Source organism: Desulforamulus putei DSM 12395, assembly GCF_900129195.1.
Lineage (GTDB): Bacteria > Bacillota > Desulfotomaculia > Desulfotomaculales > Desulfotomaculaceae > Desulfotomaculum > Desulfotomaculum putei.
Genome location: NZ_FQUY01000001.1, coordinates 166,437 through 192,187, shown reverse-complemented (window position 1 = coordinate 192,187; position 25,751 = coordinate 166,437). Strand labels below are relative to the sequence as shown.

Below are 25,751 nucleotides of genomic sequence, written 5' to 3'. Positions count from 1 at the left end.
AATCGTTTCCCCTCTCTGGTTATATTATTTACTTATCATTTACTTCTTGGAGATGAATTTATTGCCTTTTATGTAAAAACGCAAAGGTAAATCCGCTCCTTCTTTGATGCCAATACGGGTGGTGACATGAATCTCCGGGGGCGGTTCTGGGGCAGGAGCAATAAATAACGGTCCCCGGGTTAAATCAGCTCTGTTGTGCTCCCCGGTGATGCCAAAGGCCTGTACCAGCCGGGCGGGACCGGCACACAACTCATGCAACCGGTCCCTACCCCGGCGTTTTCTCATTAAATCCAGCCCTTCCAGGGGTTCCACAGCCCGAATGAGCACCGCTTCGCCCACCCCTTCGGCGGCAGTTACAGCATTGAAACAGTAATGCATGCCATAGGTGAAATAAACATAGGCCCGACCCGGCGGGCCGAACATGACGCTGTTGCGGGGTGTCATGCCCCTGGCAGCATGGCAAGCTGGATCCCCCTGCAGGTAGGCCTCGGTTTCCACAATTTTTCCTATGGTGGTTCCTTCATCCGTAACATGGACCAGTAAAGTACCCAATAATTCCCTGGCCACCAGGACGGTATCCCGGGCATAAAATTCCACGGGGAGCGGTCGTAACATTATCGCAGCACCTCACGCAATGACTCGATATCCAACGTATTGACGACATCCCGTGGTTCCAGCCAGGCCCTGCGGGCCACAGCCACCCCGTAGGGCATTTCGTCCAGCCTTCTGGCATCGTGAGCGTCTGTATTGATGCATATTTTTACACCCGCATCCCTGGCCATACGGGCATAAACATCGTTAATATCCAACCGGTCCGGCGAAGCATTAATCTCCAGGATGGTGCCGGTCTTGGCCGCCGTTTCAATGAGCGCTTCCACATCCAGGTCATAGGATTCCCTTCTTCCCAAAACGCGGCCGGTCATGTGGGCAATGATGTCCACATGTTCGTTTTCCATGGCCTTTGTAATGCGCTCGGTGATTTCCTTTCTGCTCTGCTTGAAGCCGCTGTGCACCGAGGCGATGACCACATCCATCGGCTCTAAAATTTCATCCGGGTAGTCCAAATCACCGTTTGGCAGGATATCCACCTCCACCCCGGTGAGCAGTGTAAAATCTTCCAGCTGCTCATTCATCTCCCGGATGATCCGGTGCTGCTCCTGCAGCCGGTCCAGTTCCAGGCCGTTGGCGATCCTCAGGGAGCGGGAATGATCGGTGATGGCCGCGTAGGCATACCCCTTTTCCCGGCAGCGTTTCACCACATCCTCCAGTTCCATGACCGAGTCGCTCCAGGTGGTATGGATATGCAAATCCCCTTTAATATCTGCCAGCTGAATGATGGACGGCAGGCTTCCGGCAAGGGCTGCCTCCACCTCACCACGGTCCTCCCGCAGTTCCGGTGGTATATACTCCATATGCAGGGCTTCATAAATGTCTTTTTCATGCTGTATGGGCAGGCATTGCCCTCCCTGGTTGAACAAGCCATGGTGGTTCAGTTTAAAGCCTTGACTTTGCGCAACTTCCTGCAGTTTGGCATAATGGGCTTTGGAACCTGTATTACGGTGCAGGGTTGCGATGTATTCCTGCGGGGCAACCACCTGCAGGTCCACGGACAACCCCCACCATGTATAGACACGGATGCGATTGCTTTGCTGCTCGGTGACTTCTTTCACCCTGGGATGGGTGGCCAGAGCGGTTAATACCGGTGCCGGGTCCGCAGCGGAAGCCACCAGATCCAGGTCCCCGACGGTTTCCCTCCAGCGCCGGGTACTGCCCGCCTCTGACACTTCCTTGACGCCAGGCAGCAGTTTGATAAACTCCGTCAACTCAGCGGCTAATTCCCGGGCCACCGACAGGCGGGTCCTGCCCTGGCGGTGGCGGACCATTTCGATGCCGTTCAGGATATCCCATTCCATCTTGGAACTGAAACCTCTAAGGGTGCGCACCCGGCGTTCTTTAGCGGCCTGCTCCAGTTCAGCCAAATTGGTGACACCCAGTTCCTTAAACAACACCCTAGCCCGGACCGGGCCGATGCCGGGCAGTTGTTTAACGGCAAGAACCCCCGGCGGTATTTCCCTTAAAAGTTCCTGATGTTTTTCCAGTTTCCCTGTCTCCAGGATTTCCTTTATTTTCCCTTCGATGGCTTTACCAATGCCTGGAACTTTGGACAGCATGTGCCGGCGGTACAATTCCTGCACTGGTTGTTCCAGATGAGCCAAGACTTGGGCCGCCCGGCGGTAGGCCCTTACTTTAAAAAAATCCTCACCCTTTATTTCCAGCAAATCAGCCAGCTCGCTGAAAATCCAGGCAATCTCAATGTTTTGCATGCACACCGCCCCGTTTTTGTTATACTACTATACTTTACAAATTACAAAAATCTTATAAATGGCGCTTAGAATGACCCGGCTGACGCCGCGCAGGCAGCAGCCATGGCTTTTTTGCTTTCAAGGTGAAAAATAAAACTCATGATTGCTCATGAGTTGCTGGAGTTTTCATTTTCCGGGTCCATCATTCGCAACAGGTTATTGTACTGCTCCTGCAGTTTCAGAAGTTCATCCACCAGATTGACAGCCGTCAGGACAGCCACTTTATTGGTAGACAATCTGGTATTTCTCTGGCTTACCTCAACCATTTTTTTATCAACAATTTGTGCCACTTTCATCATATATTCCGGGGATTCATTGCCCTTTAAGGTGTAGTACTCACCAAAAATTTCGACCTCCACCCTGTTTGTCTGATCGGACATGGAACGTACCTCCCAAACCTTTGCTGTATGTCTATTCGCTGTCAACCTGCAAAATCCTTCATGTTTTAACAATTAACAGTATATAACATTTCAATAATTTAATGTCTTACAGATATTTTTTCGATTTAAAATGGAGAGCCCCGGGATTGACCAGGGCTGCAAAAAATAAGCATAAAGGCACTAACCCTATTCCGGGTAGTGCCTTTCGCGTCCTTTACACGCTTTCCTGTATGCCTTTAGAAAAATTAGGATCCTTCCAATGATCAGGTGTAAAATGATCCGGTGAAATCTTCGCCTTAATTCTCATGCAGGCATAATAACAGATTCCTGTCACAAGCAATGACTGTACTGCTGGCAGACCGAAGGGGTTGACATATTGGGTGTAATAGCCGCAATAGGTTCCGATGACGATGGCAATGGTGGCCATCCAGTTCCAACCGGGGTTATCCACCCACTGTTGATTCCGTAGGAAAAAGAAATCAACAAATACAACCCCTGCAATGGCCGGGTAAATCAAAGCCGTCATATATAAGAAATCCATAAAATAATCTAAAATGCCGGCCAGAGCAATACCTATAGCAATTAATGTACCAATAAAAGTAAGGAAAGCACGACCTTTGCCGGAGTTTACATTCAGTAAATTAGAAAGGGCCAGGCCCATACTGTAGTTGTTAACCAATTGACTGGTCCATGTTGCCAACCACAAAATTAAGAAGCCCCAGAACGGAAAACCCAGATTAACCATGACTTGCACGATATCAGCATTGCCAACGCCGACAGACATGATAGCGCCAACATAAAACAGCGGAAAACCAACCAGGATGATCCCCAGGGGGATTAGTATGTTGTCTTTTATTCGGGGTTTGGCATACCGGGTATAATCAGCCGAAATGACCCACTGGGAAACGTTCACGCCAATAATCAAACTTACAGCAGCCAGAAATGTCATGGTGGGTTCAGGAGACCATGAGGATATTTTTTCCCAACCAATGTTTTTAAAAGCCAAATAAATACTTGCTATGATCAGTATAAGTCCGGAAGGAACGGCTAAGTAGTCGGTCCATTTCATGGATGAATACCCAATGATGGATGGTAGAGCAAAGACTAAACCGATAATCACAGTAATTATAGCCCAGGTAAACCATTCCGTTTTGTAATCAATGCCCAGCATAGCAGAGATTGCATTACTGGCCACAGCTGTTTGCAGGGCCCACCAGCAGGTTGATACAACAAAGATAGTTAAAGCCACTATCACTTTGGCCTGGGCTGAACCAAAACCGGTCCGGGCAATCACCGAAGAAGCTCGGCCCGTTTTTGCCCCAATGTACCCGTTAATAGCATTGCCGGCCCATTGAAAAGTGAACAACGCAATTGCCAGAATCCAAAAAATTTGAGATAAACTAAAACTGGCGGTCAACATGGCTCCTACCATGAGCACCGGAATGGTAAATTCCAATCCGCCAAAAATCATCGCCGGTGTCAACCAGTGTTGTCGCTCGGACTCGGGTATTGCCGATAAGGCTTCATCCATTTCGATACTCTTGTTTAATACGTTATCTTCCATAATACATTCGATCCCCCTTTTTAAATTTTTACTTTTGTACCTCAGTACAAATCAAATGGCGGGGAAAATGATTCAGTCTTTCAGCACCGCTGGCCGTGACCACAACAATATCTTCAATCCGGATACCAAATTGTCCGGGCAGGTAAATTCCAGGCTCTACGCTGACGACCATTCCCTCTTCCAATAACTGTTGGTTTCCCGGTGCTAGATAGGGCTCCTCATGAACCTCAATCCCCAAACCGTGTCCGGTACGATGGGTAAAATAGGGGCCATACCCTGCTTCAGTAATGATCCTTCTGGCTGTCTGATCAATTTCTTGCATGGGAATCCCCGGTCGGATGGCATTCACCGCCTCTTCCTGTGCCAAGCGAACCACTTCGTATACTTTTTTAATCTCCGGGGTTGCTTCTCCCAGCACAATGGTCCGGGTAATATCGGAGCAGTAATGATTTTTAATCCCTCCCATATCAATCACCAGAGTGTCCCCTTCCCGCAGAACGGTATCATCCGGAGTGTGATGCGGGATAGCAGCATTGCCGCCGGTGGCTACGATGGGTTCGAAGGAAAGCTCATAGATCCCCTCTTCTTTAAAGAGTCGTTTAATTTCTTCTGCCACTTCTATCTCCGTAAAGCCAGGTTTGATAAACTGAATAATTCTGTCCATAATTTGGTCAGCACAATTTCCAGACTCTTTCAATAATTTAATTTCTGTTTCGTCCTTTTGTAAACGGAGACCCCCCAGAATATGTGTGCTGTTAACAAAAGTAAGTTCCGGCCTGAGACCCATCAGCTGAATTAAATTGCCGCTGGGCCACTGGTTGTCAATGGAGACAATTCCGGTTGAGGGTAAAACATTGGCCAATAGCTCCAGAGCAGGTGTCCCATCGGACCAAAATATTGGCTCCACACCTGCGTGGGGATTTACTTCTTCCCTGAACATTTCATGCACAATCATCTTTGGTGTGCCTGTTTTGGGAATGATAATGGCCTGTAATCTTTCTTTTGAATCCAGCCACATACCACTGAAATAGAAAAAATTAGGAGGAGATGTTACCACCACCGCTCCCAGTTCATTTCCTGAGAGCAGACCTTGAGCCTTTATAAATCTTTGCAGGTGTACACTCAATATACCACCTTCCTTTGACATGGTTTATTGGGAGGGAGCCTTGCCCCAAATCAGGTAAGGCTCCCTAAAGACCCTAACGTTTCACCAAAACCCAAATAATTTCGCAGTTTTCATTCCCGTCATTAAGGCACCAGTGGGCTTCACCGGCAGGTATAAAGGTTGCCTGGCCACTGGTCACTCTGTATTCTTTCCCGCCGCTCATGGTCACAATAGAGCCTTTGAGGACAACAGAGTATTCATCTGCATCATGGGAACTCGCTCCCTGGGCGGGGATTCTAATTCCCGGTGGAATCATAACAGTACCAAATCGGGTACGCCCATCATTTACATTGTCACCAAACAAAGTCTTCATAATGACATCGGAGCTCTGATCGGCCTCTGCATCTTTAATGGTTACAATCTCCAATTACTTTCTCTCCTTTTGTAAACGCTCTTCGGTAAATCCAACCACTGCAAAGGTTTCTGGATCGATAATGACTCCGTAGTCAATTCTGGCCTGTTCCAGAGTGATAAATTCATTTTTGACATCCATGGCCACCTTTTCAGCCGGCCGCTTAAAGGGATCCCCGTAACCCCCACCGGTGGCGGTTACCAGGCGAACAACATCGTTTTTATTGAGGGGATAGCGGGCATATTTACCAAAGGGACCATCGGTCTCCCCATTGGCTTTAATAATGGTGAAGGAGTTTTCGGAACCGTCCTTACCCCCGTTAAATCCCCAGGGGAGATATTTATGTCGGCCAAAAGTAGCAGTGACAAACTGGTTATCCGTTAGGGCCCGGTAAGTACGGATGCAACCGGAACCACCCCGGAACTCACCGGCACCGGCGCCGTCAGTCCGGAAGCTGTATTCTTCAACCATAACACCATAGCGAGTTTCCGCAACCTCAACCGGTACGTTAAAGGTTTCACCGTCACCAATGCAGAATTGCCCGGGTTCACCATCTTTTCCTTGACCGGCACCCCAGCCGCCCACCGATGGTTCAACAATCAGAAATGGTTCATTGGTATCCGGGTGCATACCGGAAACGATGACGGCACATACAGACAACAGGTGACCTGCTGTAAGACGATGGGGCAGCACCGGAGCCAGGGCTTTCCAGATAAGGTCGGCCCCGTAATTCATGGTTTCCCAATAAGTAGAAACTGCTGCCGGGCGCTCGCAGGAGAAAATGGATCCCTTATCAGAAATCACCTCAAGGGGGCGGAAAATGCCGTCATTGACATCCTGTGACGGGTTAGTAATGGCCATGAATATGATGCGAACAGCGGAAACCAGCGCTGCATAGGAGCAGTTCACCGGGCCCAGCACTTGCGGGTGGCTGCCACGAAAATCGCAGATAAATTTTTCATCTGTAATGGTAACCTTAACCTGCACTTTCAGGGGGCCATTGCCTACCCCATCGTCGTCAATATAATCAACCGCCTCGAAGGTTCCCTTGGGCAGCAGGGCCAACTGCTTGCGGGTCATCTGTTCCCCGTGCTCCAGCAAGCGATCAATGGAAGCCATCACAACATCCTTACCGTACTTGTCGCAAAGTTCGATAAACCGTCTTTCTCCGGTACGCAGAGCAGCAATCTGAGCCCACATATCGCCCAGGGAGAGATCCGGAAATCGAACATTGGCTGCGATAATATCCACCAAGGCCTGGTTCAATTTACCCTCTTCATAAATCTTGACACAGGGGAATTGCAGACCCTCCTGAAATATTTCCGTAGAATCCGTGGTCCAGGAACCGGGATCCTTGCCGCCCACTTCGGTCCAGTGGGCTTTGTTGGCCGAAAAGGCCACCAGTTCTCCCTGATAGAAAATGGGGAGCACCAGACCCACGTCAGAAAGGTGCGAACCACCACCGACGTAGGGATCGTTGATAATGATAATATCGCCCGGTTTCAGACCTTCTTTACCAAACTTGGCAATGGTTTCCTTCACCATAAAGGTCAGTAAGCCAATAAACCCCGTGGCCCCGTTCCCCTGGGTAAGCAGTTGTCCGTTGACATCTGTCAGGCCACTGGCATAGTCCAATACTTCATAGATAATGGGACTCATAGAGGTACGTGCCAAGGCGTAGAACATCTCTTCGCCGATGGCGATAAGGGAGTCCTTGACAATATCCAGGGTAAAAGCATCTATCTGTTGGTTAACGGATTGACTCATAGATTACACCCCCGTCCGAATAATCAGGTTGCCATAGATATCAACAGTTAAAGATTGTCCCGGGTAAATGACGGTAGATGCTGAGGGTTCCTCTACAATGGCCGGTCCTTCGACAATTACTCCAGCTGCCAGTTTTTCACGGGTATAGACCCTGGTTTCGATCCAGCCTTCACCTTCATAAAGTACCGGCCGGGTCTCCAATAAGGCATCTTCGGCGGAACCGCCTACCATTTCCATCTTATACATTTCCGGCTTCTTAACGGTGCCAAAGGACACCAGGTGCAGGTTGACGATTTCCGTTGCAGCCCCTTCCAATTTAAACGTGTAATGCTGTTCGTGCACCTTGTGGAACCGGCTGATCACTTCTTCCACCACAGCTTGATCCCATCCTCCGTTGGGAACCGGTACCTTCACAGTATGTTCCTGACCTAAATAACGCATATCAACAAAACGCGAGAAAACAACTTTGCCGGGCTCAATGTCTTCGGCCCGGAATTGCGCCAGGGCCTGTTCCTCTATCTTTTGCCACTCTTGATTGAGTTCTTTAGGATCCACTTCATTAACCCTGCGAATAAAGGTTTGAATATAGTCGTGACGGAGGTCGGTCATTAACATGCCCCAGGCAGAAAATACCGAGGCTGCCACCGGTACAATGACCTTTTTAACCCCCAATTCCCTGGCCAGGGCTGGTGCATGCATGGGGCCGCCGCCACCAAAGGCAACCATCGTAAACTCACGGGGGTCATAGCCCCTTCTGACAGAAATCAATTTCAGGGCATTTAACATGTTGGAATTAGCAATGCGGATAATCCCTAATGCTGCTTCGTCAACGGATAAATTAAAATGTTGCGCCACCTTATCGTGGATAGCTTTGCTCACTTGCACCATATTCACTTCATTATCAAAGTTTTTGGGTGAGAGCCGGCCGGTGATTAGGCTGGCATCGGTGGTGGTAGGTTCCATACCTCCCCGTCCATAGGCAACCGGCCCCGGCAGGGCACCGGCGGACTGGGGACCTACTTTTAAAGAACCGGCATCATCAATCCAGGCAATGGAACCGCCGCCATTACCAATTTCCACAATATCCACCACAGGCACCTTGATGGGGTAACCGGCGGTGCGATCGGTTTTTTCAATCTTATATTCTGTCGTGACCTTAACCTCGCCATTATCAATCAAGGAGCATTTTGCCGTGGTTCCGCCAATATCAAAGGCGATGATATTCTTTTCGCCCAGCATCTGGCCCAATACTGCGGCGCCAAAAACACCGGCCACCGGACCGGATTCCACCATATTGATGGGCGTGATCTTGGATTGGGCAAAGGTGGTAGTCCCGCCATTGGACTGCATGATATATTTTTTGCCTTTGGTACCTATTTCGCTGAGTTTTGATTCCAATCGATCGATGTATAAGGCTGCGATGGGTTTGACATAAGAGTTTAAAACACAGGTACTGGTGCGTTCATACTCACGCCATTCCTTGGTTACTTCGTGGGAGGCTGTAACGGCTACTTCCGGCCAGAGTTCCTTAATGATTTCTACGGTTTGCTGTTCATGAACCGGATTGGCATAGGCATGCAGGTAGGTTACTGCAATGGCTTCCACCTTTTCTTGTTTAAAATATTCAACCACAGCCTTAACCTGTTCTTTGTTTAAAGGGGTAAGGACTTCTCCTTTATAATTCAGTCTCTCCTCCACTTCCTGACGAAGGTAGCGGGGAACAAAGGGTGTGGGTTTCTGATAGCGAACGTTATACAAATCGGGCCGGTTGCCCCGTCCGATTTCCAAAACGTCACGAAATCCTTTGGTTGTAATCAGGCCTGTTTTGGCTCCTTTTCGCTCGGTCAGGGCGTTAATGATCACCGTGGTGCCGTGGATAAATGCCTCAATTTCCCCGGGTTCAATACCACTCTTTTGGATGACGTCAATGACCCCTTGTTCAAAATTGGGAGGAGTCGTGTGACTTTTTGCAATACTGATTCTTCCTTGCTCATCAACGGAAACCAGGTCTGTAAAGGTTCCCCCGATGTCAGTTGCAACCCGCATAAGTACCACCTTTCCTTTAAAAATTTTATAGGATTCCGGTCGACTTAAAAAATGACCGGTGTCAAAACACACAAAACCTTCGCCTTTTGTTCCAACGGGTTAAGCCAAAAATGGGGCAATTCCGATGGATAGTGGATGGAGTCCCCTTTCTTCACCAAATATTCCTTACCATCCACATTAAAAATGACAGCCCCTTCTAAAACGTAATAGAACTCCTCGCCCGGATGACTGAAAACATTTTCGTGGGTTTTTCCGGGATCCAGCGTAACAAGCAGAGGTTCCAATACCTTACCGGAAAATTCCCCGCCCAATCTGGTGTACTCTGCCTTTGATCCCTCAATCCGAAAGGGTTTTTGCTCCTCGGCCTTAACCAGGAAATTTTGATTGTTTTCACTGTCAAAAAAGCTGGTGATGGGAACATTAAAGGCATCCGCTATTTTTTTTAAAGAGGTGATGGCTAAAGAGGAAGTGCCCCTTTCCACCTGTGAAAGAAAACTGACGGATAACCCTGTTTTCTCGCTTAGTTCCTTCAACGTTAAATTCTGTTGAACCCGCAACGTCCGAATTTTTTCGTAAATTTCCTCCATTCGTTGTCCTCCTGCTGCCACTTAAAATGATTTCGAGTTAATGACTTAAAATTATGATATTTTGAAATTAATTACACTATAACTGAAATTTTTCCTGCTCCACTGTAATAATTTTTAGAATGTATATTGTATTCATACAAATGGTAATGTCTTTCACTGTACAAAAAAAGAACACCGGCTAGCCTGCTCTTGGCTACCGGTGTCTTGTGCTAGCCTTATTTTCTTAACACCGCCCCTGTTTGGGCCGTCAGGGAATTGGTAATGCGCTGCATCTTATCATTGATTTCTTCGTCGGTGAGGGTTCTGTCCGGCGCCTGGAATTTCATGCTGAAGGCCACACTCTTGTATCCTTCAGGTACCTGGGAACCCTGGTAAACATCGAAGATGTCTACTTTCTTTAACAGGTTGCCGCCGGCCTTTTTAATGATGGATAGCATCTCTGCCGCCGGTACATCCTGTTTGACCAGGACAGCCAGGTCCCGCTCCACCATGGGGAATTTGGGCAGGCCCTGGTATTGCTTAACCGGGCGGTTGACCTGGGCCAGCACCTTCAGGTCCAGCTTCAGGGCCACTGCCCTGCCGCCCAGGTCGTAATTTTCAATGACGTCGGGATGAAGCTCGCCCACAACACCCAGCAGTTGACCGTTTACCTCAATCCTGGCGCAGCGTCCGGGGTGAAAACTGGGGTCCTGGTGACGGGTAAATGCCACCCCTGGAACGCCCAGGGAATCCATAAGCTGTTCGGCCACACCCTTCATAAAGAAGAAATCCATGGGCCGGGACGGCTGGTTCCAGGTCTTCGGCATATTGCCGATGGCCACTGCAGCTAAGACCGGTATTTCTTCCGGCAGAGGCTGGCCCTCCACCGGGTAAAATACCCGGGCAATCTCAAACAAAGCGCCCTTTTGCACCCTGCGATTCAAGTTGCGCTGCAGGACTTCCAGCAAGCTGGGCACCAGCACGGTACGCATGACGGATTGTTCTTCACTGAGGGGATTTTGGAGCCTCACTGCGCTGCGGAACCTGCTGTCCTCCGGTAAATTCATCAAATCAAAAACCCTGGGATGAACAAAGCTATAGGTAATGACTTCATGGAACCCGCAGGCGGTCATAACGTCCCGAATGTCCCAGGTTAATTGTTGTTCCGTTGTACGAATCCCCTGGGTCGAGGCGCCAAAGGGAAGGGTCTCGGGAATCCGGTTAAAGCCATACAACCGGGCCACTTCTTCCACCAGGTCCCATTCCCCGGTAATGTCCGGCCGGAAGGTGGGAATGGTCACCAGTAAATCTTCTCCCTGCTCCTGAACCCTGAATTGCAAACGCCGCATAATGTCAATGATGTCCTGCCGGGAGATTTCAACCCCCAGGACCCAGTTGACCCGCCGGGGTCGCAAGAGGATGGTTTTTTCTGTAATGGGGTTCGGGAAATTATCAATAGCCCCGGATACGACGGTTCCCCCGGCTAACTGCTGGATTAATTCCACAGCCCGGTCGGCCGCCCTGAGGCATCCGTTGATATCAATACCCTTCTCAAATCTAATGGAGGATTCCGAGCGCAACCCCAAGGCTTTGGAAGTACGGCGAATGCTGATGGGATGGAAGTAGGCCGATTCAATGAGAACATTTACTGTATCCTCAGTCACTTCACTGTCCAATCCACCCATTATGCCAGCAACAGCAACCGGCCCCGCCTCATCGGTAATGGCCAACATATCGGCATTTAAGGTGCGTTCAACGCCGTCCAAGGAGACAATTTTTTCCCCCTCCCCGGCCCGGCGGACAATAATATGACGGTCTTTGATTTTGTCATAATCAAAGGCGTGCAGAGGCTGGCCTAACTCCAGCATAACATAGTTGGTGATATCCACCACATTGTTAATGGACCTGATACCGGCTGACCGCAGCCTGTTTTGCAGCCACATGGGAGACGGGCCGATGTTAATTCCTTTGATCAGCCGGGCCACATAACGGCGGCAGAGGTCTGGATCTTCTATATCGATTTTAACCAGGTCCTCAATCTTTTCCTCACCCTCGGTGAATTGGGGATGCGGTATTTTTAATTCCTTATTTAACAGGGCGGCCACATCCCTGGCTACACCGGTAATACACAAGGCATCTCCGCGGTTGGGGGTTAGATCCAGTTCCAACACGGCATCATTGAGTCCCAGCACTTCTCTGGCGTCCAGCCCGACGGCCACATCATCCGCTAAAATGAGAATGCCATGGGCCATTTCCGGCGTAAGCAGTTTGCTTTCCATCCCCAGTTCCTGACCGGAACATAGCATGCCCCTGGACTCCACACCCCTTAATTTGGAGCGCTTGATCTGAAGTCCGCCAGCCAGTTTGGCCCCTTCCAGCGCCACCGGCACCACGTGCCCCTCACGGACGTTGGTGGCCCCGGTGACAATTTGCAGGGGTTCCCCCTGGCCCACATCAACGGTACACACCACCAGCTTATCGGCGTTGGGGTGCTTTTCAATTTTCAGAATGCGGCCGGTCACCACTTTTTCGATGCCTGCCCCCGGTTCATCCACGGCATCCACTGCCAGCCCGGCCAGAGTCAGCCGCTCGGCCAGCTCCCGGGGACTTATATCAACATCCACATAATCTTTCAACCATTGATAGGAAACTCGCATGATCCTCCATAGACCTCCCGATGGTAAACTTAGAATTGTTCCAGGAACCGTAAATCATTGTCAAACAACAGGCGGAGATCGTCGATGCCGAATTTTAACATGGCAATCCGTTCAACCCCCATACCAAAGGCAAAGCCGGTAACCTCCTCCGGGTTGTAGCCGGACATCTCCAGCACCCTGGGGTGCACCATGCCGGAACCCAGAATCTCCAGCCAGCCGCTGCCTTTGCAAACCCGGCAGCCGTTGCCCTTGCAATTAAAGCAGGAAATGTCCACCTCGGCGCTGGGCTCAGTAAAGGGAAAATAACTGGGACGCAGGCGGGTCCGGGTATCCGGCCCGAACATCTGACGGGCAAAGGTGGCCAGTACGCCCTTCAAATCAGCGAAGGTAATATGCTTGTCGACCACCAGGCCTTCCACCTGGTGAAACATGGGAGAGTGGGTGGCATCATCATCCCGGCGGTAAACTCGGCCCGGGCAAATCACCTTCACCGGCACATGGGGGACTGTTTTTTCCATTGTCCTCACCTGTACAGGGGAGGTGTGGGTCCGCAGCAGCACCTCCGGATTAATGAAAAAGGTATCCTGCATATCCCGGGCAGGATGGTCTTTGGGTAAATTGAGGGCTTCAAAGTTATAGTAATCCAGTTCAATCTCCGGACCTTCGGCAATCTTAAAGCCCAGACCCAGGAAAATGGTTTCGATTTCCCTTAGCACCTGGGTCAGCGGGTGCAATTTGCCCAGGTCAAACCGGACGCCCGGCAGAGTCACATCCAGGGTTTCAGCCGCCAACCGGAGAGACCTTTGGACTTCTTTCACATGTTGATTCCTGGCTGCCAGGGCTGTTTCAATCTGTTCCCTTACTTCATTGGCAACCTGACCGATGCGGGGTCTCTCCTCGGCGGACAATGCGCCCATCCCCCGCAGCACCTGTGTAACTTCGCCTTTTTTACCCAGGTATTTAACCCGGATATCATTGATTTCTTCCGGAGTATTGGCCACCTCCAGGGCCTGCAGGGCCTCCCGGGCCAGTTCTCTTAACCTCTGTTCCATGACAACCTCCTGTTAAATAACATTTATTAAAATAAAAACCGCCCCTGAAAGCAGGGACGGAATGTCTCCGTGGTACCACCCAAATTTGTTCCTACAAAAGCTGTAAAGAACCACTCAGAGGATAAATAAGCAATTTATCCACTTCTGATAACGGTAGAAGGACCGGCGCACCCTACTGGTATGAATCCCATACGTTCAGATGGCAGTTCAGGGGCGAACTTTCCGAAGAGTTTCTTTAAGAGGGCTTCCAGTCACGACCCTCTCTCCCTGCAAAGAAAAAATCAACGTACTTCTCCCCGTCATAACCCTTAAACAATATTTAGTGTAAAAGCAATCTCCTGTAAATCATGTAAGCATTTACAGAACCGGTTGCTTCGAACAGCCTCCAAAAAAATTCGGCGGTTAACAACATGTAACCACAACCTTTCATGCTTTTTTGGGGACCTTTCGACACTGATTATATCATAAGGGTTTTTGCAAAACAAGGAAGTTTACTGAATTTTATGTCCTCTGCCTGACAGCTTCGTACAGCATGATGGACGTGGCCATGGCCACATTGAGAGATTCGGCCCGTCCGGGCATGGGAATGGTAACTTTTCGGTGCTTATATCCATATATTGCCGGCCGGGGTCCGACTCCTTCATTGCCAACCACAAAGGCCACGGGACCCTTCAGGTCAGCATGAAAGACCGGTTGTCCGCCGGCGGGGTCTCCCACCACCAGCGTTATCCCCGCCGATGCCAGGTAGTCCAGGGCCCCTGTTACATCCTCCGCCGTCACCACCGGCAGGTGGAACAAAGACCCCATGGTGGACCGGAGGGTCTTGGGGTTGTAGAGATCCACTGTTCCCTTCAATAAAATCACCCCGCCGGCCCCGGCAGCATCTGCGGAACGGATGATGGTCCCCAGATTGCCCGGATCCTGTACACCGTCCACCATCACAACCAGCGGCGGCTGCCCCGGAGCCAATACATCGGCCAGTGTGTAATCCGGCTGCCAGAGCACCGCCAGTACACCCTGGGGGGTCTCAGTGGCCGCCAGTTCAGCCATCAAACTGTCGGGTACCTGGAAGATCTGGGCTCCCTTTTGTACCGCGGCTTCCAACAGGCAGCCCCCCCGGTGGGACTGAATGCCCCGGGAGGTGTAGACAAAACACTCGGTGCGCCAGGGACTGTTTAAAGCCTCCTCCACCAGGCGGATACCCTCCACCAGGAACTTTCTTTCCTTTTGACGGAAAGTCCGTTGGGACAATTTTCGTATGTACTTGATTTTCGGGTTCTGGGATGAGGTAATCATCATATCTCCACCGTCTCAAACTTTTGCAGTTTTTCAGTCCTGCCGATGACAACCAGGATATCCCCTTCTTGAATCATCTGGTTGGCACCGGGGGATATGATCATTTCATCGCCTCTTCTGATGGCCAGGATGCTGACACCGTATTTATTTCTGGCGCCGGACTGTGCCAGGGTTTTATTAACAAATTGGGCCGGCGCCAGCATCTCAACCAGACTGTAATCGGGTGACAGGGAGATCTGCTCCATGACATTTTTGGAAACCAGGGCATGGGCCACCTTCACCCCCATATCCCGTTCCGGAAAGACGACCTTGTCTGCCCCCACCCGTTCCAGCACCTTGCCGTGCAGGGCATTTTGGGCCTTGGCCACCACGTATTTCACACCCATTTCTTTCAGCATAACGGTAACCAGTATGCTGGCCTGTACATCCTGGCCAATGGCCACCACAACCACATCAAAGTTGCGGATCCCCACCGCCTTGAGGGCATGCTCGTCCAGGGCATCGATCTGAACCCCGTGGGTCACTTCCTCAATGATTTCATTAACACGTTCTTCATCACTGTCAAGGGCCAAAACCTCATAACCCATTTTAGCAAGGGTCAGGGCCACGCTGGAGCCAAAGCGGCCCAGTCCGATGACGGCAAATTGTTTCATGAATAAAAAGCCTCCTAACCAATAATAATCCGTTCCTCCGGATAGCGAAATTGCTGTTTCCTCTGCTGCCGGGTGGCCAGCGCATAGGCTATGGTTAAGGGTCCCAGTCGCCCAAAGAACATGGTGAGAATAATAATAAGCCTTCCTGTATCGGAAAGGGTTGGCGTCAGTCCTGCGGAAAGTCCTACCGTAGCCAGTGCAGACACCACTTCAAACATGATTTTCAAGAAATCTGCCCTTTCAACCGCATCAAGAATTAATGTGGCAAAGACCACCCAGCATTGGGCCAGAAAGATAACTCCCAGCCCTTTATATATTTGCTCCTTGGGTATTCTCCGTTTAAAGATTTCCGCGTCTTCCTTGCCTCTGGCCAGGGAAATGACGGCTAAACTGAGTATGCCGAAGGTGGTGGTTTTAATACCGCCCCCGGTGGAACCCGGGGAGGCCCCGATAAACATTAATATGATGATGAATAACAACGTTGCCGGACGCAGCGCCGTCACATCAAGGGTGTTAAAACCGGCAGTGCGGGGGGTAACGGACTGGAACCAGCTGGCCCATAACTTGCCGCTTACACTTAAGGGAGCCAGTGTGTTATCGAATTCCAACACAAAAATAACCATCATCCCCAGCAACAGTAAAAGGGCGGTCATTAAAAGCGTTAACTTGGTGTGTAAACTTACTTTTTTTCTTTTACGGTAGTGAAGCAGGTCCGCCAATACCGTAAAACCGATCCCTCCCAGGATGATGTCCAAACTGATGACGGTATTCACAACGGGGTCTTCCACATACTGAGTCAGGCTCCGAAAATCGCCAAAGAGATCAAAACCGGCATTGTTGAAAGCGGAGATGGCGTGAAACAGACCGTACCCGATGCCTCTGGCAACCCCGAGGTCGGGAATAAAGCGAAGGGAAAGAACCAGAGCAGCCAGAAATTCAATGGAAAAAGTTAAAATAATAACCTGCCTGGTCAACCTGACTAACCCGCTGAGTTCAATCACATTGAGAGATTCCTGAATTAACAGGCGTTCCCTGAAGGTGACACGACGGCCCATGATCAGCCAAAACAAGACTGCCATGGTCATAAACCCCAGGCCGCCCACCTGTATCAGGCAGATGATCACCGTTTGCCCGAAGGTACTCCAGTAGGTACCGGTGTCCACCACCACCAGACCAGTGACACAGACGGCGGAGGTTGACGTAAAAAGCGCCGTCAGAAAGTCCGTGGGCTGTCCGGTGGCGGATGAAATGGGTAAAGTCAACAGTATGGCGCCGACTAAAATAACCGCGGCAAAGCCGGTGACCAGCACCCTGGGCGGATGGCTGAGAAATCCGTTCCTGGTTTGCAAGTGATTCGCCTCTTCCCAATCATATGGTAACGGATAAATTATAACAAATCATATATTTTATGCTAGGGGGATAATTAAAAAAGCATGGCGCTGTGACCATGCTTTAGTGTTCATCGAGATGCTGTTTTTATACCAACACTTAAGCCAGATTGGCTTTAGCCACCTCTACCAGTTGGCTGAAGGCCCTGGCATCGTTAACGGCCAGGTCAGCCAACATCTTGCGGTTTACTTCTACACCGGCCTTTTTCAGACCGTTGATGAAGCGGCTGTAGGACAGGCCGTTCATACGGGTAGCGGCGTTAATACGGGCGATCCAGAGCTTACGGAAATCACGCTTCTTCTGACGGCGGTCTCTGTAAGCGTAGAACAGGGCCTTCATAACGGCCTGGTTGGCTACCCTGTACAGCTTGCTGCGGGAACCTCTGTAGCCCTTGGCCAGCTTGAGAATTTTTCTGTGTCTATTACGGGAAACCACACTGCTTTTAGCCCGTGGCATGATAATGACCTCCTTCTACTTGAACAAAATTTCCAGCTATTAATAGGGCAGCAGTCTGCTCAGACGGCCGGCATCTGCCTCGCTGATAATTAAAGACTTGCGCAGGTTACGCTTACGCTTGGCAGTCTTCTTGCCAAGAATGTGGCTATGAAAAGCGTGCCAACCACGAATTTTACCAGTGGCAGTTTTCTTAAATCTCTTAGCAGCCCCGCGGTGGGTTTTAATTTTGGGCATCTAGGGCAACTCCTTTCTAGTCCTGCTTATCATTTTTTGGTGCTAAGATCATAATCATATTCTTGCCTTCCAGCTTAGGTTGCCTTTCCACGATGCAGAGATCCTTTAAATCTTCAGCCAGACGGTCCAGCAAGTTTTTCCCCAGGTCTGTATGAACGATTTCTCTGCCTCGGAACATAATGGTAACCTTAACCTTGTCACCATCTTTTAAGAAACGCTCGGCATTTTTGGCTTTGACTGTATAGTCATGGTCCTCAATACGGGGACGCAGCTTGACTTCTTTAACCTGGATAATACGCTGCTTCTTCTTGGCCTCTTTTTCCCGCTTGCTTTGCTCGTATTTGAATTTGCCATAATCCATAATACGGCAAACCGGGGGCTTGGCCTGGGGGGCCACTTCCACCAGATCCAGCTGCCTTTCCTCGGCAATACGCAGGGCTTCTTTCACAGACATAATACCCAGCTGGTTGTTGTCAGAGTCTACCACCCGTACCTCGCGAGCTCGAATTTCTTCATTAATGCGTTGCTCTTTGGAAATACATAATCACCTCCATAATTATAAAATGGCAAATAATAAAAGCGGGCACAAAACACCCGCTTGCAGACGCAATACAACAAGGAAGACTTATTGTATAACACGCAACCTTACGAACCGCAGTTGTAAGGTGAGAAGCGGATGCTTCTTCTTTAAACAAAAGTTATTAATTTCTAGCACTTGAATCAATATACCATACTCTACCTGATGAGTCAAGGTTTTCGGCCCTCATTTTAGCAGTCAGCTTTTGGCTTTTGGCTCTTGGCCTGTGGCTTTGAGCTGATGCTAGAAAATAGTTTTATTTTTGATTTCTTCTTGAATCTTAACCAAAAACTCATCTACTGCAATGGCGCCTGTATCCCCTTTACCGCGCCGGCGAACGGCCACAGCGCCCTGCTCCATTTCCCGGTCGCCGATGACCAGCATGTAGGGAATTTTTTGGGTCTGGGCCTCTCTGATCTTGTAATTGATTTTCTCGTTCCTGGCGTCCAGTTCCACCCGAATGTCCAGGGCTTCCATTTTCTTTACCAACTCCCTGGCATAAGCGTGGTGCCTGTCGGTGATGGGCATGACCCGTACCTGAACCGGAGCCAGCCAAACCGGGAAGGCGCCGGCAAAGTGCTCGGTCAGGATGCCGATAAAACGTTCAATACTGCCAAAGACCACCCTGTGGATCATCACCGGGCGGTGTTTCTGACCGTCTTCCCCTACATAGGTGAGGTCAAATTTTTCCGGCATCAGGAAATCCAATTGAATGGTGCCGCACTGCCAGGTCCGCCCCAGACTGTCTGTAAGGTGGAAGTCGATCTTGGGACCATAGAAGGCCCCGTCCCCTTCGTTTACCTTGTAAGACATGTTTTTCGCTTCCAGGGCGTCCCGCAGGGAGTTGGTGGCAATTTCCCAAATTTCATCGGAACCCATGGATTTTTCCGGACGGGTGGACAGTTCCACATGATAGCTTAAGCCAAAGGTGTTATAGAAATAATCAAACAGGTCGATGACCCCGATAATTTCATCCTTGATTTGACCGGGCAGCATAAAGATATGGGCGTCGTCCTGGGTAAAGCAGCGAACCCGCATTAACCCGTGCAGAACGCCGGACAACTCGTGGCGGTGTACCAAGCCCAGTTCGGCCAGTCGCAGCGGCAAATCACGGTAGCTGTGCAAACTGGTTTTATACACCAGGATGCTGCCGGGGCAGTTCATGGGCTTTACTGCAAAATCAGCATCATCAATCTTGGTGAAGTACATGTTCTCTTTATAATGGGCCCAGTGACCGGACTGCTCCCACAGGCTGCGGTTTAAGATAATGGGGGTGCGGATCTCCCGGTAGCCCCGCTTTTTATGTTCCTGGCGCCAGAAATTTTCCAGTTCATTGCGGATGATCATCCCTTTGGGATGGAAGAAAGGAAATCCGGGTCCTTCCTCCTGGATGCTGAACAAATCCAATTCCTGGCCCAGCTTGCGGTGGTCACGGCGTTTGGCTTCCTCAATGCGGAACAGGTGCTCGTCCAGCATGGCTTTCTTGGGGAAGGAAGTGCCGTAAATGCGCTGCAGCATTTTATTCTTCTCGCTGCCACGCCAGTAAGCCCCGGCAATATTCATCAGTTTTACGCTCTTGAGGCGACCGGTGGAAGGCACGTGGGGGCCAGCGCACAGGTCATCAAAATCCCCCTGTTGGTAACAAGAAATCACCGCATCCTCCGGCAGGTCATTGATGAGCTCAACTTTGTAAAGCTCACCGCGTTTTTTAAAGTGCTCCAGAGCCTCTTCCCGGGACAGTTCCACCCGCTTAAAGGGTAGATCTTCCTTAATAATCCTGTTCATTTCCTCTTCAATTTGCGCAAGCTGGGCAGGTGTAAAGGGCTGCGGCACATCAAAGTCATAATAAAAACCGTCCTGAATGGCAGGTCCGATGGCCAATTTGGCCTCCGGGAATAACCTTTTAACGGCCTGGGCAAGTACGTGGGCAGTACTGTGCCGGTAAACCGCCCTTCCCTCTTCGTCATTAAAGGTCAATAGTTCTACAGCAGCATCTTCCTGCAGCGGGTAGCTCAAATCAACAGTCTTACCGTTGACCTTGCCGGCCAGAGCTTCCCTGGCCAGTCCTTGACTAATGCTCCTGGCCACTTCCAGTACGGTGGTGCCGGCGGGATACTCCCGGACGGAGCCGTCCTTAAGGGTAACTTTAATCATGCCAATTCTCTCCTTTCAGTTTACAATAGATAAAAACAAAACCCGCCCCTGCAATCATCAGGGACGGGATATTTCCGCGGTTCCACCCTGGTTGGAGAAACAATCTCCCACCTCATCGGCTGTAACGGCGCCGGGCCGGCTTACTTACTGAAGTTCAGCAAGCTGCTCCAAGGTGGTTTTTCAGTCAGCTGCATCGGGAAGCGCTTACAGCCCCGGCGCTTCCTCTCTGGACGACCGTACTGACCTACTTTTCCTCTTCATTGCACCTATTAAGCTACGGCATAATTATAGTGACACTTATCAGAATTGTCAAGTTGATAAGTATATAATGGCCACCTGCACCAGGCCGATGACAAAACCCAGTACGCCGCCGATAATTTCAATATGTTTTAATTCCCTGGCCGCCACCGATAAAATAATTTTTTCCAGGTGTTTTATATCATAGGCGTTCATCCGGTCTTCCACCAGTTGGGCCAGCTTCACCTTTTCAATGACACTGCGACCGGCCTGGTCTACAATCTGATTAATCACCTGGGGCATTTGTTTGTTCAGCATGTCCCCCATCATTTCCAGAATCACCGTTTTGATGGTGGCGGGAACCCAGGCCGGAATGCGCTCCACCACCATGCAGCGGATGGAATCGTTGGCCGAAAGCACAATTTTATTGAGAACCTCGGGGGATTTCATCTGGTTCATCAGGTCCTCTACTTTCAACAGTTCTTTTTCCACCACTTCACCGATACTTCTGGCCAGTTCCGTCCTTCTTTTGGGCACCACGCCTTGAATAGCCCAGGGCAGGCCAAAAATGCGCACGGGTTGGTAAGGTTTAAAAATTGCCTTAACGGCAATAAGGTTTGTAACCCAGCCGATAAAGGCCCCGATAACAGGTATCAAGATTGCCGACCACCACTGCATCTTGCAACTTACCTCCATTCGTCAATTGACGACATTTACTATATCAAAATGTCCCGGGAGGCGCAAGAGTGGCAGTAAAAGGTGCCGGCTGTTACATGCAACAACCGGCACCCTTTTGTTATTGCTGCTGCTTCTGACATAATTTGCAGCCACTGCATTCGGTTACCCTGCCTTCAAAAACATGCCTGATGGTACTGACGGTGGTCCCGTTTTTACTCTGGCTGCCACCGTGAAAAACTATTTTATTAGGAGCGATGGTAATCAAAGCGCTGATAAGTAAATCCTCATAATTAATTTCATGGTCCATTACATCCAAAATAAATCCTTCCAAGAATTCACTGCTGATGGGGTTGTGTTGTTCATCAAGAAGTTTATAGGATCCCCTTGCATTTATTAAAACATTGACCAGCTCAACCTTCGGCTCCTGAATCTCCACAAAATACTTAAGAAGTTGAATAAACTCCCGATACTCACGCTCCATTAAGTAATCGTCCACTGCTTGATCCAAAGCTTCTTTTATTTCATTTAAATATTCTTTAAGGCGAAAATTGATAAAGCCGTCAATGACAATACTGTCACTTTGCTCCAGAAACTCCACCAGTTTTTTGATGATAAAGTTTTTTCTGTCCAGCCGGTCCATTCTGCCGGGAAAGACCCTTTCGCCATTGGCGTAATCCAGGGCATATTGGTAGATGATTTTTTTCTCTTCTTCATTAAAAAAGTAATAGTTCTCTCGAATGATGTCTGCTAAAATAGCCTTCTCCCAGTGATTTATTATGAGATCCGAAATAATATCGGCCACAAAGTGCCTGAACAACAGTTCATCATCAAGCCGGCTGCCACCGCATAGCGTTCCGTTGAAGTTACAGGACAAAAACGTAATATTGCCTGCGGGGTTTTCCATAAGTTTAATGTTTATATGGTCGCCTTCGTTTATGCGCAGCTCTCTGCCAAGCAGGTCCTTCAACAAGTCGATATGCTGGGTGGCTCCTATGGAGAGGCATTGATTCATCTCCTCTATCACCCCTTCCTTTATTATTAGTATATGAGAGGCATTATTTCGTATACTGGGGCAAAAATGGCGAAAAATTAAAGTTATCTTGGTCTATTTGCAGTATAAGCAGAAACCAATGTTGCTATCCCATGTAAAAAATATAGTTGAAACCTTACACTGGAGTAATTGAGGATTTTTTCTTTTTAACGCCCAGGCACTGCAGCATTGAAATTATTTATACAATAAATATCCTATTATTGTTAAAACAACCAGTACAAGGACCGCCGCGGGCAGCCAGGGCTTGGTGATGGTTTTGAACGGCAAGGAAGCCGGAGCCGGTTTTGCCAGCACATCACTTCTTTGGCAAGTCCCCGGGGCCGGCTTTTCTGTGTCAATGGTACAGCTCTTGGGAACGAAAGGAACTACATTGTTTCTCTTTCTTTTGAATTTTTTACTTGCCGGGCCCAGGATGTCCGGACTATTGGGGCGGTCTATATATCGGTGAACAGTTTCAGGTTTTTCCTCTGTTTTTTCAACGGGGAGATAGGGTTTGGACACATCGGCGGTAATGCAGCTTTCAGGTATGAACGGGAAAGGGGCCATTGGTCTTGCACGGCCGGTCCGGCAGCCGCCTGTAATGTCCGGGGCCAAATCCGGCAAAGCCGGATAGGGATTGACAAACTCCTGTGTTATGGGTTGTACTGCAAAGGAATAAACCGGAGCAGTATGCAAAGTGATGCAACTGCCAGGAACAAATTCCACCGGTTTTGTTTTTCTTCTACGTCTTCTACCGGTTTCCAAAATAATTTCATAAGAGGAAGAATCCTGGCCGGAGATCATAGGGTGTACCGGTTTGTTTTGTTTTGCCGGAGGTTTATTGGGATAGCCCTGGGAAATCTGACCGGTGATACAGCTTGCCGGGACAAACTCTGTTTTTCCGCTGAACCTTCTTCTTTTATGCAATTTCTTTGATTTCAGAGAGGATTCATGTTTACCCGGGCTTTTTACCTTTATCTCCCTGCGGGCAACTGTACAGGCCCCCCGGGTCAACGGCAGGGAAAGTTGTTCCTGAATGCAAGTTGTATGAACGAAGGCCTCACAGGTTTGTTTTTGTCTCTTCTTAGACAGGCAGGTAAAATCCGAGACCATCACTTTCTCACCGGCTGCTGTAAATAATATAATCTCTTTCTTATTATTTTTATTATTTCTCCTGATTTGGTCCTTGCATATCTTCCCATTTCTTTTTCTTTTCTTAGCCAAAAAGTCCACCCCTTTTCTTTTGGCCTTTAACATTTTTAAAACAGTATATTAATCAAGTCCTGTAAAGATTTTCGTTTTTAAAATTTTCAGACAGGTAAATTTAATTTTTTCTTTATACTAAGAAACACCAAATAAATCAATGAGTAATATTATGGGAAAAAAGGCAGGTGTTTCTTCGATGCTCAAGGAGATTGAGGAGTTAAAACAATTATGTGAAGCTGAAATCAAGTCCTTAAGACGCCAGATTCTGGCGGCCAGGGGTGGTTTTTTCCCCCGTTGGGATGCAGCCACCATACAGAAGGCGGAGGAGAAGGTGGAAAAGATCCAGCAATTATTAGTCAAGTTAGAGAACCTGACAGAACAAATGATTCCGGTGGTAAATGACATCAAAGAAATTATTGGTGTAAAATAAATATGCGGGCAGAATCGGATAAAAAAGAATAAAACATAAAAACCGCTTAAAAACCGGCAGGGCCGATTTTGAGCGGTTTTTTATGTACCGAAAAAACAATCCTGACCCCCGGTGGTCTTTAAACCACCCGGGTAAAATAAATGATGACTGCCATGAGCAGGAACCCAATGCCTATTATAAACTTACCATCCAAACAACACCCCCTCCTATTAAAATAATATAATAAAGATTAATTTGCCGGATATCAATATAAAGAAAAGGAGATAGGCGTGTATTATCGAATTTTAGTATAAAGAAAGGAGGGTTGACCCTGTGGATCTGACAAGCATCGGTTCATTTCTGGCCCTGGCCGTTATCATTTTTTTAATTTTTAGAATCATTGGCAAAGGTGGTTGAGGCTGCAGGTAAAACTGTACCGTGGGTACAGATTTCAAACACCCGGAAGGGTGTTTTTTTGTGCAGTTACAACAAACTACAAAAGGATGAATAATATCTTACATTACTTGTTTCCGGCAGGTAAAAACTGATTTGTAGAGAAAACTTATGGTAGAAAAACAGAGGAATTGGCTAAAAATATAGCAGGGGAGGAACTATCGATGGAGTTTTCATTGGGCGCTTTGATATGGATCTTTTTCCTTTTAATGGCCCTGGGTCCCATGTGGCAGCAGACAAAACTGAATCAAAAAAGATATCATTTGACCAGAAGGTTTGAAAAACGTCGCGGCTCAAGATTGATTACTTTGATCCACCGGCAAGAATCCTTTAGTTTTTTAGGAATTCCCTTTTCCAGGTATATCAATATTGAAGATTCCGAACAGGTATTGCGGGCCATCCGGCTTACACCGCCGGATATGCCCATCGACATCATCTTACATACTCCCGGCGGCCTGGTGCTAGCGTCTGAACAAATTGCCAGGGCCTTGGAAAATCATCCGGCTAAAGTGACAGCCTTTATCCCCCACTATGCCATGTCCGGCGGCACCATGATTGCCCTAGCCGCAGACGAAATCGTCATGGATTGTAATGCCGTACTGGGACCCGTTGACCCTCAGATTGGCCAGTTTCCTGCGGCCTCCATTTTAGAAGCGGTCAGGTTGAAAGGCCCCCAAAGGGTGGATGACAATACTCTCATTCTGGCGGATATGTCTGCCAAGGCCATGGCACAGGTAGAAGATTTTATCACGTATCTTTTATCTGATAACCTGGGAGAGGAAAAGGCAAGGGAAATCGCCGTAATTTTAAGCAACGGCCGCTGGACCCATGATTATCCCATCAGTTGCGAGTTTTTGCAACAATTGGGATTACCGGTTTCCACAAGCCTGCCGCCGGAAGTCTTTGCCATCATGGACCTCTATCCCCAGCCACCGCAAAGAAGACCGTCAGTGCAGTATATCCCTCTCCCCTACGGTGAAAAGGAGGAAATTAAATAAACTCTGATGAAAGAAGGACGTCCGGCAGCAAACACCCGAACGTCCTTCTTTAATTTAGAATTCAATAAA

At 48.9% G+C, this 25,751-nt stretch carries 23 protein-coding genes and 3 other annotated features; of the genes, 2 read left to right on the top strand and 21 right to left on the bottom strand.

Annotated features, from left to right (window positions below):
* Window positions 1-39 precede the first annotated feature (39 nt).
* The 21 genes from BUB67_RS00820 to BUB67_RS00720 all read right to left on the bottom strand — a co-directional run bounded on the left by BUB67_RS00820 (window position 40) and on the right by BUB67_RS00720 (window position 23,840).
* On the bottom strand, window positions 40-615 hold the full coding sequence (locus tag BUB67_RS00820) for a DNA-3-methyladenine glycosylase (RefSeq protein WP_073234193.1): 576 nt from the start codon (window positions 613-615) through the stop codon (window positions 40-42).
* A complete protein-coding gene (polX, locus tag BUB67_RS00815) occupies window positions 615-2,324 on the bottom strand; it encodes a DNA polymerase/3'-5' exonuclease PolX (protein WP_073234190.1) in 1,710 nt (569 codons plus the stop codon). Before polX ends, BUB67_RS00820 begins: the two co-directional genes overlap by 1 nt.
* A gap of 146 nt (window positions 2,325-2,470) precedes the next feature.
* Window positions 2,471-2,743 (bottom strand): cell division protein ZapA, encoded by a 273-nt coding sequence (gene zapA, locus BUB67_RS00810; RefSeq protein ID WP_073234188.1) that lies wholly within the window; start codon window positions 2,741-2,743, stop codon window positions 2,471-2,473.
* 214 nt (window positions 2,744-2,957) lie between these two features.
* Window positions 2,958-4,307 (bottom strand): purine-cytosine permease family protein, encoded by a 1,350-nt coding sequence (locus BUB67_RS00805; protein WP_073234186.1) that lies wholly within the window; start codon window positions 4,305-4,307, stop codon window positions 2,958-2,960.
* Window positions 4,308-4,335: 28 nt separating this feature from the next.
* Window positions 4,336-5,433 carry a M24 family metallopeptidase gene (locus BUB67_RS00800; protein WP_073234183.1) on the bottom strand — a complete coding sequence of 366 codons (1,098 nt, stop codon included), beginning with the start codon at window positions 5,431-5,433 and terminating at the stop codon, window positions 4,336-4,338.
* 73 nt (window positions 5,434-5,506) lie between these two features.
* Window positions 5,507-5,839 carry a cupin domain-containing protein gene (locus tag BUB67_RS00795; protein WP_073234180.1) on the bottom strand — a complete coding sequence of 111 codons (333 nt, stop codon included), beginning with the start codon at window positions 5,837-5,839 and terminating at the stop codon, window positions 5,507-5,509.
* Window positions 5,840-7,591, bottom strand: a complete 1,752-nt coding sequence (locus tag BUB67_RS00790) for a hydantoinase B/oxoprolinase family protein (protein WP_073234177.1) — start codon at window positions 7,589-7,591, stop codon at window positions 5,840-5,842. It abuts the gene before it with no gap.
* Window positions 7,592-7,594: 3 nt separating this feature from the next.
* Window positions 7,595-9,637, bottom strand: coding sequence for a hydantoinase/oxoprolinase family protein (locus BUB67_RS00785; RefSeq protein ID WP_073235046.1), 2,043 nt, complete (start codon window positions 9,635-9,637; stop codon window positions 7,595-7,597).
* Between the two features lie 44 nt (window positions 9,638-9,681).
* Window positions 9,682-10,224, bottom strand: a complete 543-nt coding sequence (locus BUB67_RS00780) for a helix-turn-helix domain-containing protein (protein WP_073234173.1) — start codon at window positions 10,222-10,224, stop codon at window positions 9,682-9,684.
* Between the two features lie 215 nt (window positions 10,225-10,439).
* Entirely contained in the window at window positions 10,440-12,860 is a 2,421-nt protein-coding gene (gene pheT / locus BUB67_RS00775; protein ID WP_073234170.1) for a phenylalanine--tRNA ligase subunit beta, read from the bottom strand.
* Between the two features lie 29 nt (window positions 12,861-12,889).
* A complete protein-coding gene (gene pheS / locus BUB67_RS00770; protein ID WP_073234167.1) occupies window positions 12,890-13,912 on the bottom strand; it encodes a phenylalanine--tRNA ligase subunit alpha in 1,023 nt (340 codons plus the stop codon).
* A gap of 49 nt (window positions 13,913-13,961) precedes the next feature.
* Window positions 13,962-14,224: a binding site (T-box leader), on the bottom strand.
* Between the two features lie 189 nt (window positions 14,225-14,413).
* Window positions 14,414-15,208 (bottom strand): TrmH family RNA methyltransferase, encoded by a 795-nt coding sequence (locus BUB67_RS00765; RefSeq protein ID WP_416358818.1) that lies wholly within the window; start codon window positions 15,206-15,208, stop codon window positions 14,414-14,416.
* On the bottom strand, window positions 15,208-15,861 hold the full coding sequence (locus BUB67_RS00760; protein WP_073234161.1) for a potassium channel family protein: 654 nt from the start codon (window positions 15,859-15,861) through the stop codon (window positions 15,208-15,210). Before BUB67_RS00760 ends, BUB67_RS00765 begins: the two co-directional genes overlap by 1 nt.
* A gap of 14 nt (window positions 15,862-15,875) precedes the next feature.
* The gene (locus tag BUB67_RS00755; protein ID WP_073234158.1) at window positions 15,876-17,210 is read right to left on the bottom strand and encodes a TrkH family potassium uptake protein; all 1,335 of its coding nucleotides are present in this window, start codon (window positions 17,208-17,210) and stop codon (window positions 15,876-15,878) included.
* Window positions 17,211-17,349: 139 nt separating this feature from the next.
* Entirely contained in the window at window positions 17,350-17,706 is a 357-nt protein-coding gene (rplT, locus tag BUB67_RS00750; protein WP_073234155.1) for a 50S ribosomal protein L20, read from the bottom strand.
* Between the two features lie 39 nt (window positions 17,707-17,745).
* Complete coding sequence (gene rpmI / locus BUB67_RS00745; protein WP_008410091.1) at window positions 17,746-17,940, bottom strand: 50S ribosomal protein L35; 195 nt, start codon at window positions 17,938-17,940, stop codon at window positions 17,746-17,748.
* A gap of 16 nt (window positions 17,941-17,956) precedes the next feature.
* On the bottom strand, window positions 17,957-18,478 hold the full coding sequence (gene infC, locus BUB67_RS00740) for a translation initiation factor IF-3 (RefSeq protein ID WP_073234152.1): 522 nt from the start codon (window positions 18,476-18,478) through the stop codon (window positions 17,957-17,959).
* Between the two features lie 27 nt (window positions 18,479-18,505).
* Window positions 18,506-18,634, bottom strand: a sequence feature (ribosomal protein L20 leader region).
* 126 nt (window positions 18,635-18,760) lie between these two features.
* Window positions 18,761-20,671, bottom strand: coding sequence for a threonine--tRNA ligase (thrS, locus tag BUB67_RS00735; protein ID WP_073234149.1), 1,911 nt, complete (start codon window positions 20,669-20,671; stop codon window positions 18,761-18,763).
* Window positions 20,672-20,727: 56 nt separating this feature from the next.
* Window positions 20,728-20,941: a binding site (T-box leader), on the bottom strand.
* Window positions 20,942-20,980: 39 nt separating this feature from the next.
* On the bottom strand, window positions 20,981-21,586 hold the full coding sequence (locus BUB67_RS00730) for a DUF445 domain-containing protein (RefSeq protein WP_073234145.1): 606 nt from the start codon (window positions 21,584-21,586) through the stop codon (window positions 20,981-20,983).
* 118 nt (window positions 21,587-21,704) lie between these two features.
* Window positions 21,705-22,598 (bottom strand): putative sporulation protein YtxC, encoded by an 894-nt coding sequence (ytxC, locus tag BUB67_RS00725; protein WP_073234142.1) that lies wholly within the window; start codon window positions 22,596-22,598, stop codon window positions 21,705-21,707.
* A gap of 213 nt (window positions 22,599-22,811) precedes the next feature.
* Window positions 22,812-23,840, bottom strand: a complete 1,029-nt coding sequence (locus tag BUB67_RS00720) for a hypothetical protein (protein WP_143156976.1) — start codon at window positions 23,838-23,840, stop codon at window positions 22,812-22,814.
* A gap of 178 nt (window positions 23,841-24,018) precedes the next feature.
* Between BUB67_RS00720 and BUB67_RS00715 the strand changes: the two genes are divergently transcribed.
* The gene (locus BUB67_RS00715) at window positions 24,019-24,252 is read left to right on the top strand and encodes a hypothetical protein (RefSeq protein WP_073234136.1); all 234 of its coding nucleotides are present in this window, start codon (window positions 24,019-24,021) and stop codon (window positions 24,250-24,252) included.
* A gap of 596 nt (window positions 24,253-24,848) precedes the next feature.
* Complete coding sequence (locus BUB67_RS00710; protein ID WP_073234133.1) at window positions 24,849-25,682, top strand: SDH family Clp fold serine proteinase; 834 nt, start codon at window positions 24,849-24,851, stop codon at window positions 25,680-25,682.
* Window positions 25,683-25,751: the final 69 nt, after the last annotated feature.

Bases quoted from the DNA above. Each gene is read 5' to 3' on its own strand.
- BUB67_RS00820 (WP_073234193.1), bottom strand. From the start codon at position 615: ATGTTACGACCGCTCCCCGTGGAATTTTATGCCCGGGATACCGTCCTG.
- polX (WP_073234190.1), bottom strand. From the start codon at position 2,324: ATGCAAAACATTGAGATTGCCTGGATTTTCAGCGAGCTGGCTGATTTG.
- zapA (WP_073234188.1), bottom strand. From the start codon at position 2,743: ATGTCCGATCAGACAAACAGGGTGGAGGTCGAAATTTTTGGTGAGTAC.
- BUB67_RS00805 (WP_073234186.1), bottom strand. From the start codon at position 4,307: ATGGAAGATAACGTATTAAACAAGAGTATCGAAATGGATGAAGCCTTA.
- BUB67_RS00790 (WP_073234177.1), bottom strand. From the start codon at position 7,591: ATGAGTCAATCCGTTAACCAACAGATAGATGCTTTTACCCTGGATATT.
- BUB67_RS00785 (WP_073235046.1), bottom strand. From the start codon at position 9,637: ATGCGGGTTGCAACTGACATCGGGGGAACCTTTACAGACCTGGTTTCC.
- BUB67_RS00780 (WP_073234173.1), bottom strand. From the start codon at position 10,224: ATGGAGGAAATTTACGAAAAAATTCGGACGTTGCGGGTTCAACAGAAT.
- pheT (WP_073234170.1), bottom strand. From the start codon at position 12,860: ATGCGAGTTTCCTATCAATGGTTGAAAGATTATGTGGATGTTGATATA.
- pheS (WP_073234167.1), bottom strand. From the start codon at position 13,912: ATGGAACAGAGGTTAAGAGAACTGGCCCGGGAGGCCCTGCAGGCCCTG.
- BUB67_RS00765 (WP_416358818.1), bottom strand. From the start codon at position 15,208: ATGATTACCTCATCCCAGAACCCGAAAATCAAGTACATACGAAAATTG.
- BUB67_RS00760 (WP_073234161.1), bottom strand. From the start codon at position 15,861: ATGAAACAATTTGCCGTCATCGGACTGGGCCGCTTTGGCTCCAGCGTG.
- rplT (WP_073234155.1), bottom strand. From the start codon at position 17,706: ATGCCACGGGCTAAAAGCAGTGTGGTTTCCCGTAATAGACACAGAAAA.
- rpmI (WP_008410091.1), bottom strand. From the start codon at position 17,940: ATGCCCAAAATTAAAACCCACCGCGGGGCTGCTAAGAGATTTAAGAAA.
- thrS (WP_073234149.1), bottom strand. From the start codon at position 20,671: ATGATTAAAGTTACCCTTAAGGACGGCTCCGTCCGGGAGTATCCCGCC.
- BUB67_RS00730 (WP_073234145.1), bottom strand. From the start codon at position 21,586: ATGCAGTGGTGGTCGGCAATCTTGATACCTGTTATCGGGGCCTTTATC.
- ytxC (WP_073234142.1), bottom strand. From the start codon at position 22,598: ATGAATCAATGCCTCTCCATAGGAGCCACCCAGCATATCGACTTGTTG.
- BUB67_RS00715 (WP_073234136.1), top strand. From the start codon at position 24,019: ATGCTCAAGGAGATTGAGGAGTTAAAACAATTATGTGAAGCTGAAATC.
- BUB67_RS00710 (WP_073234133.1), top strand. From the start codon at position 24,849: ATGGAGTTTTCATTGGGCGCTTTGATATGGATCTTTTTCCTTTTAATG.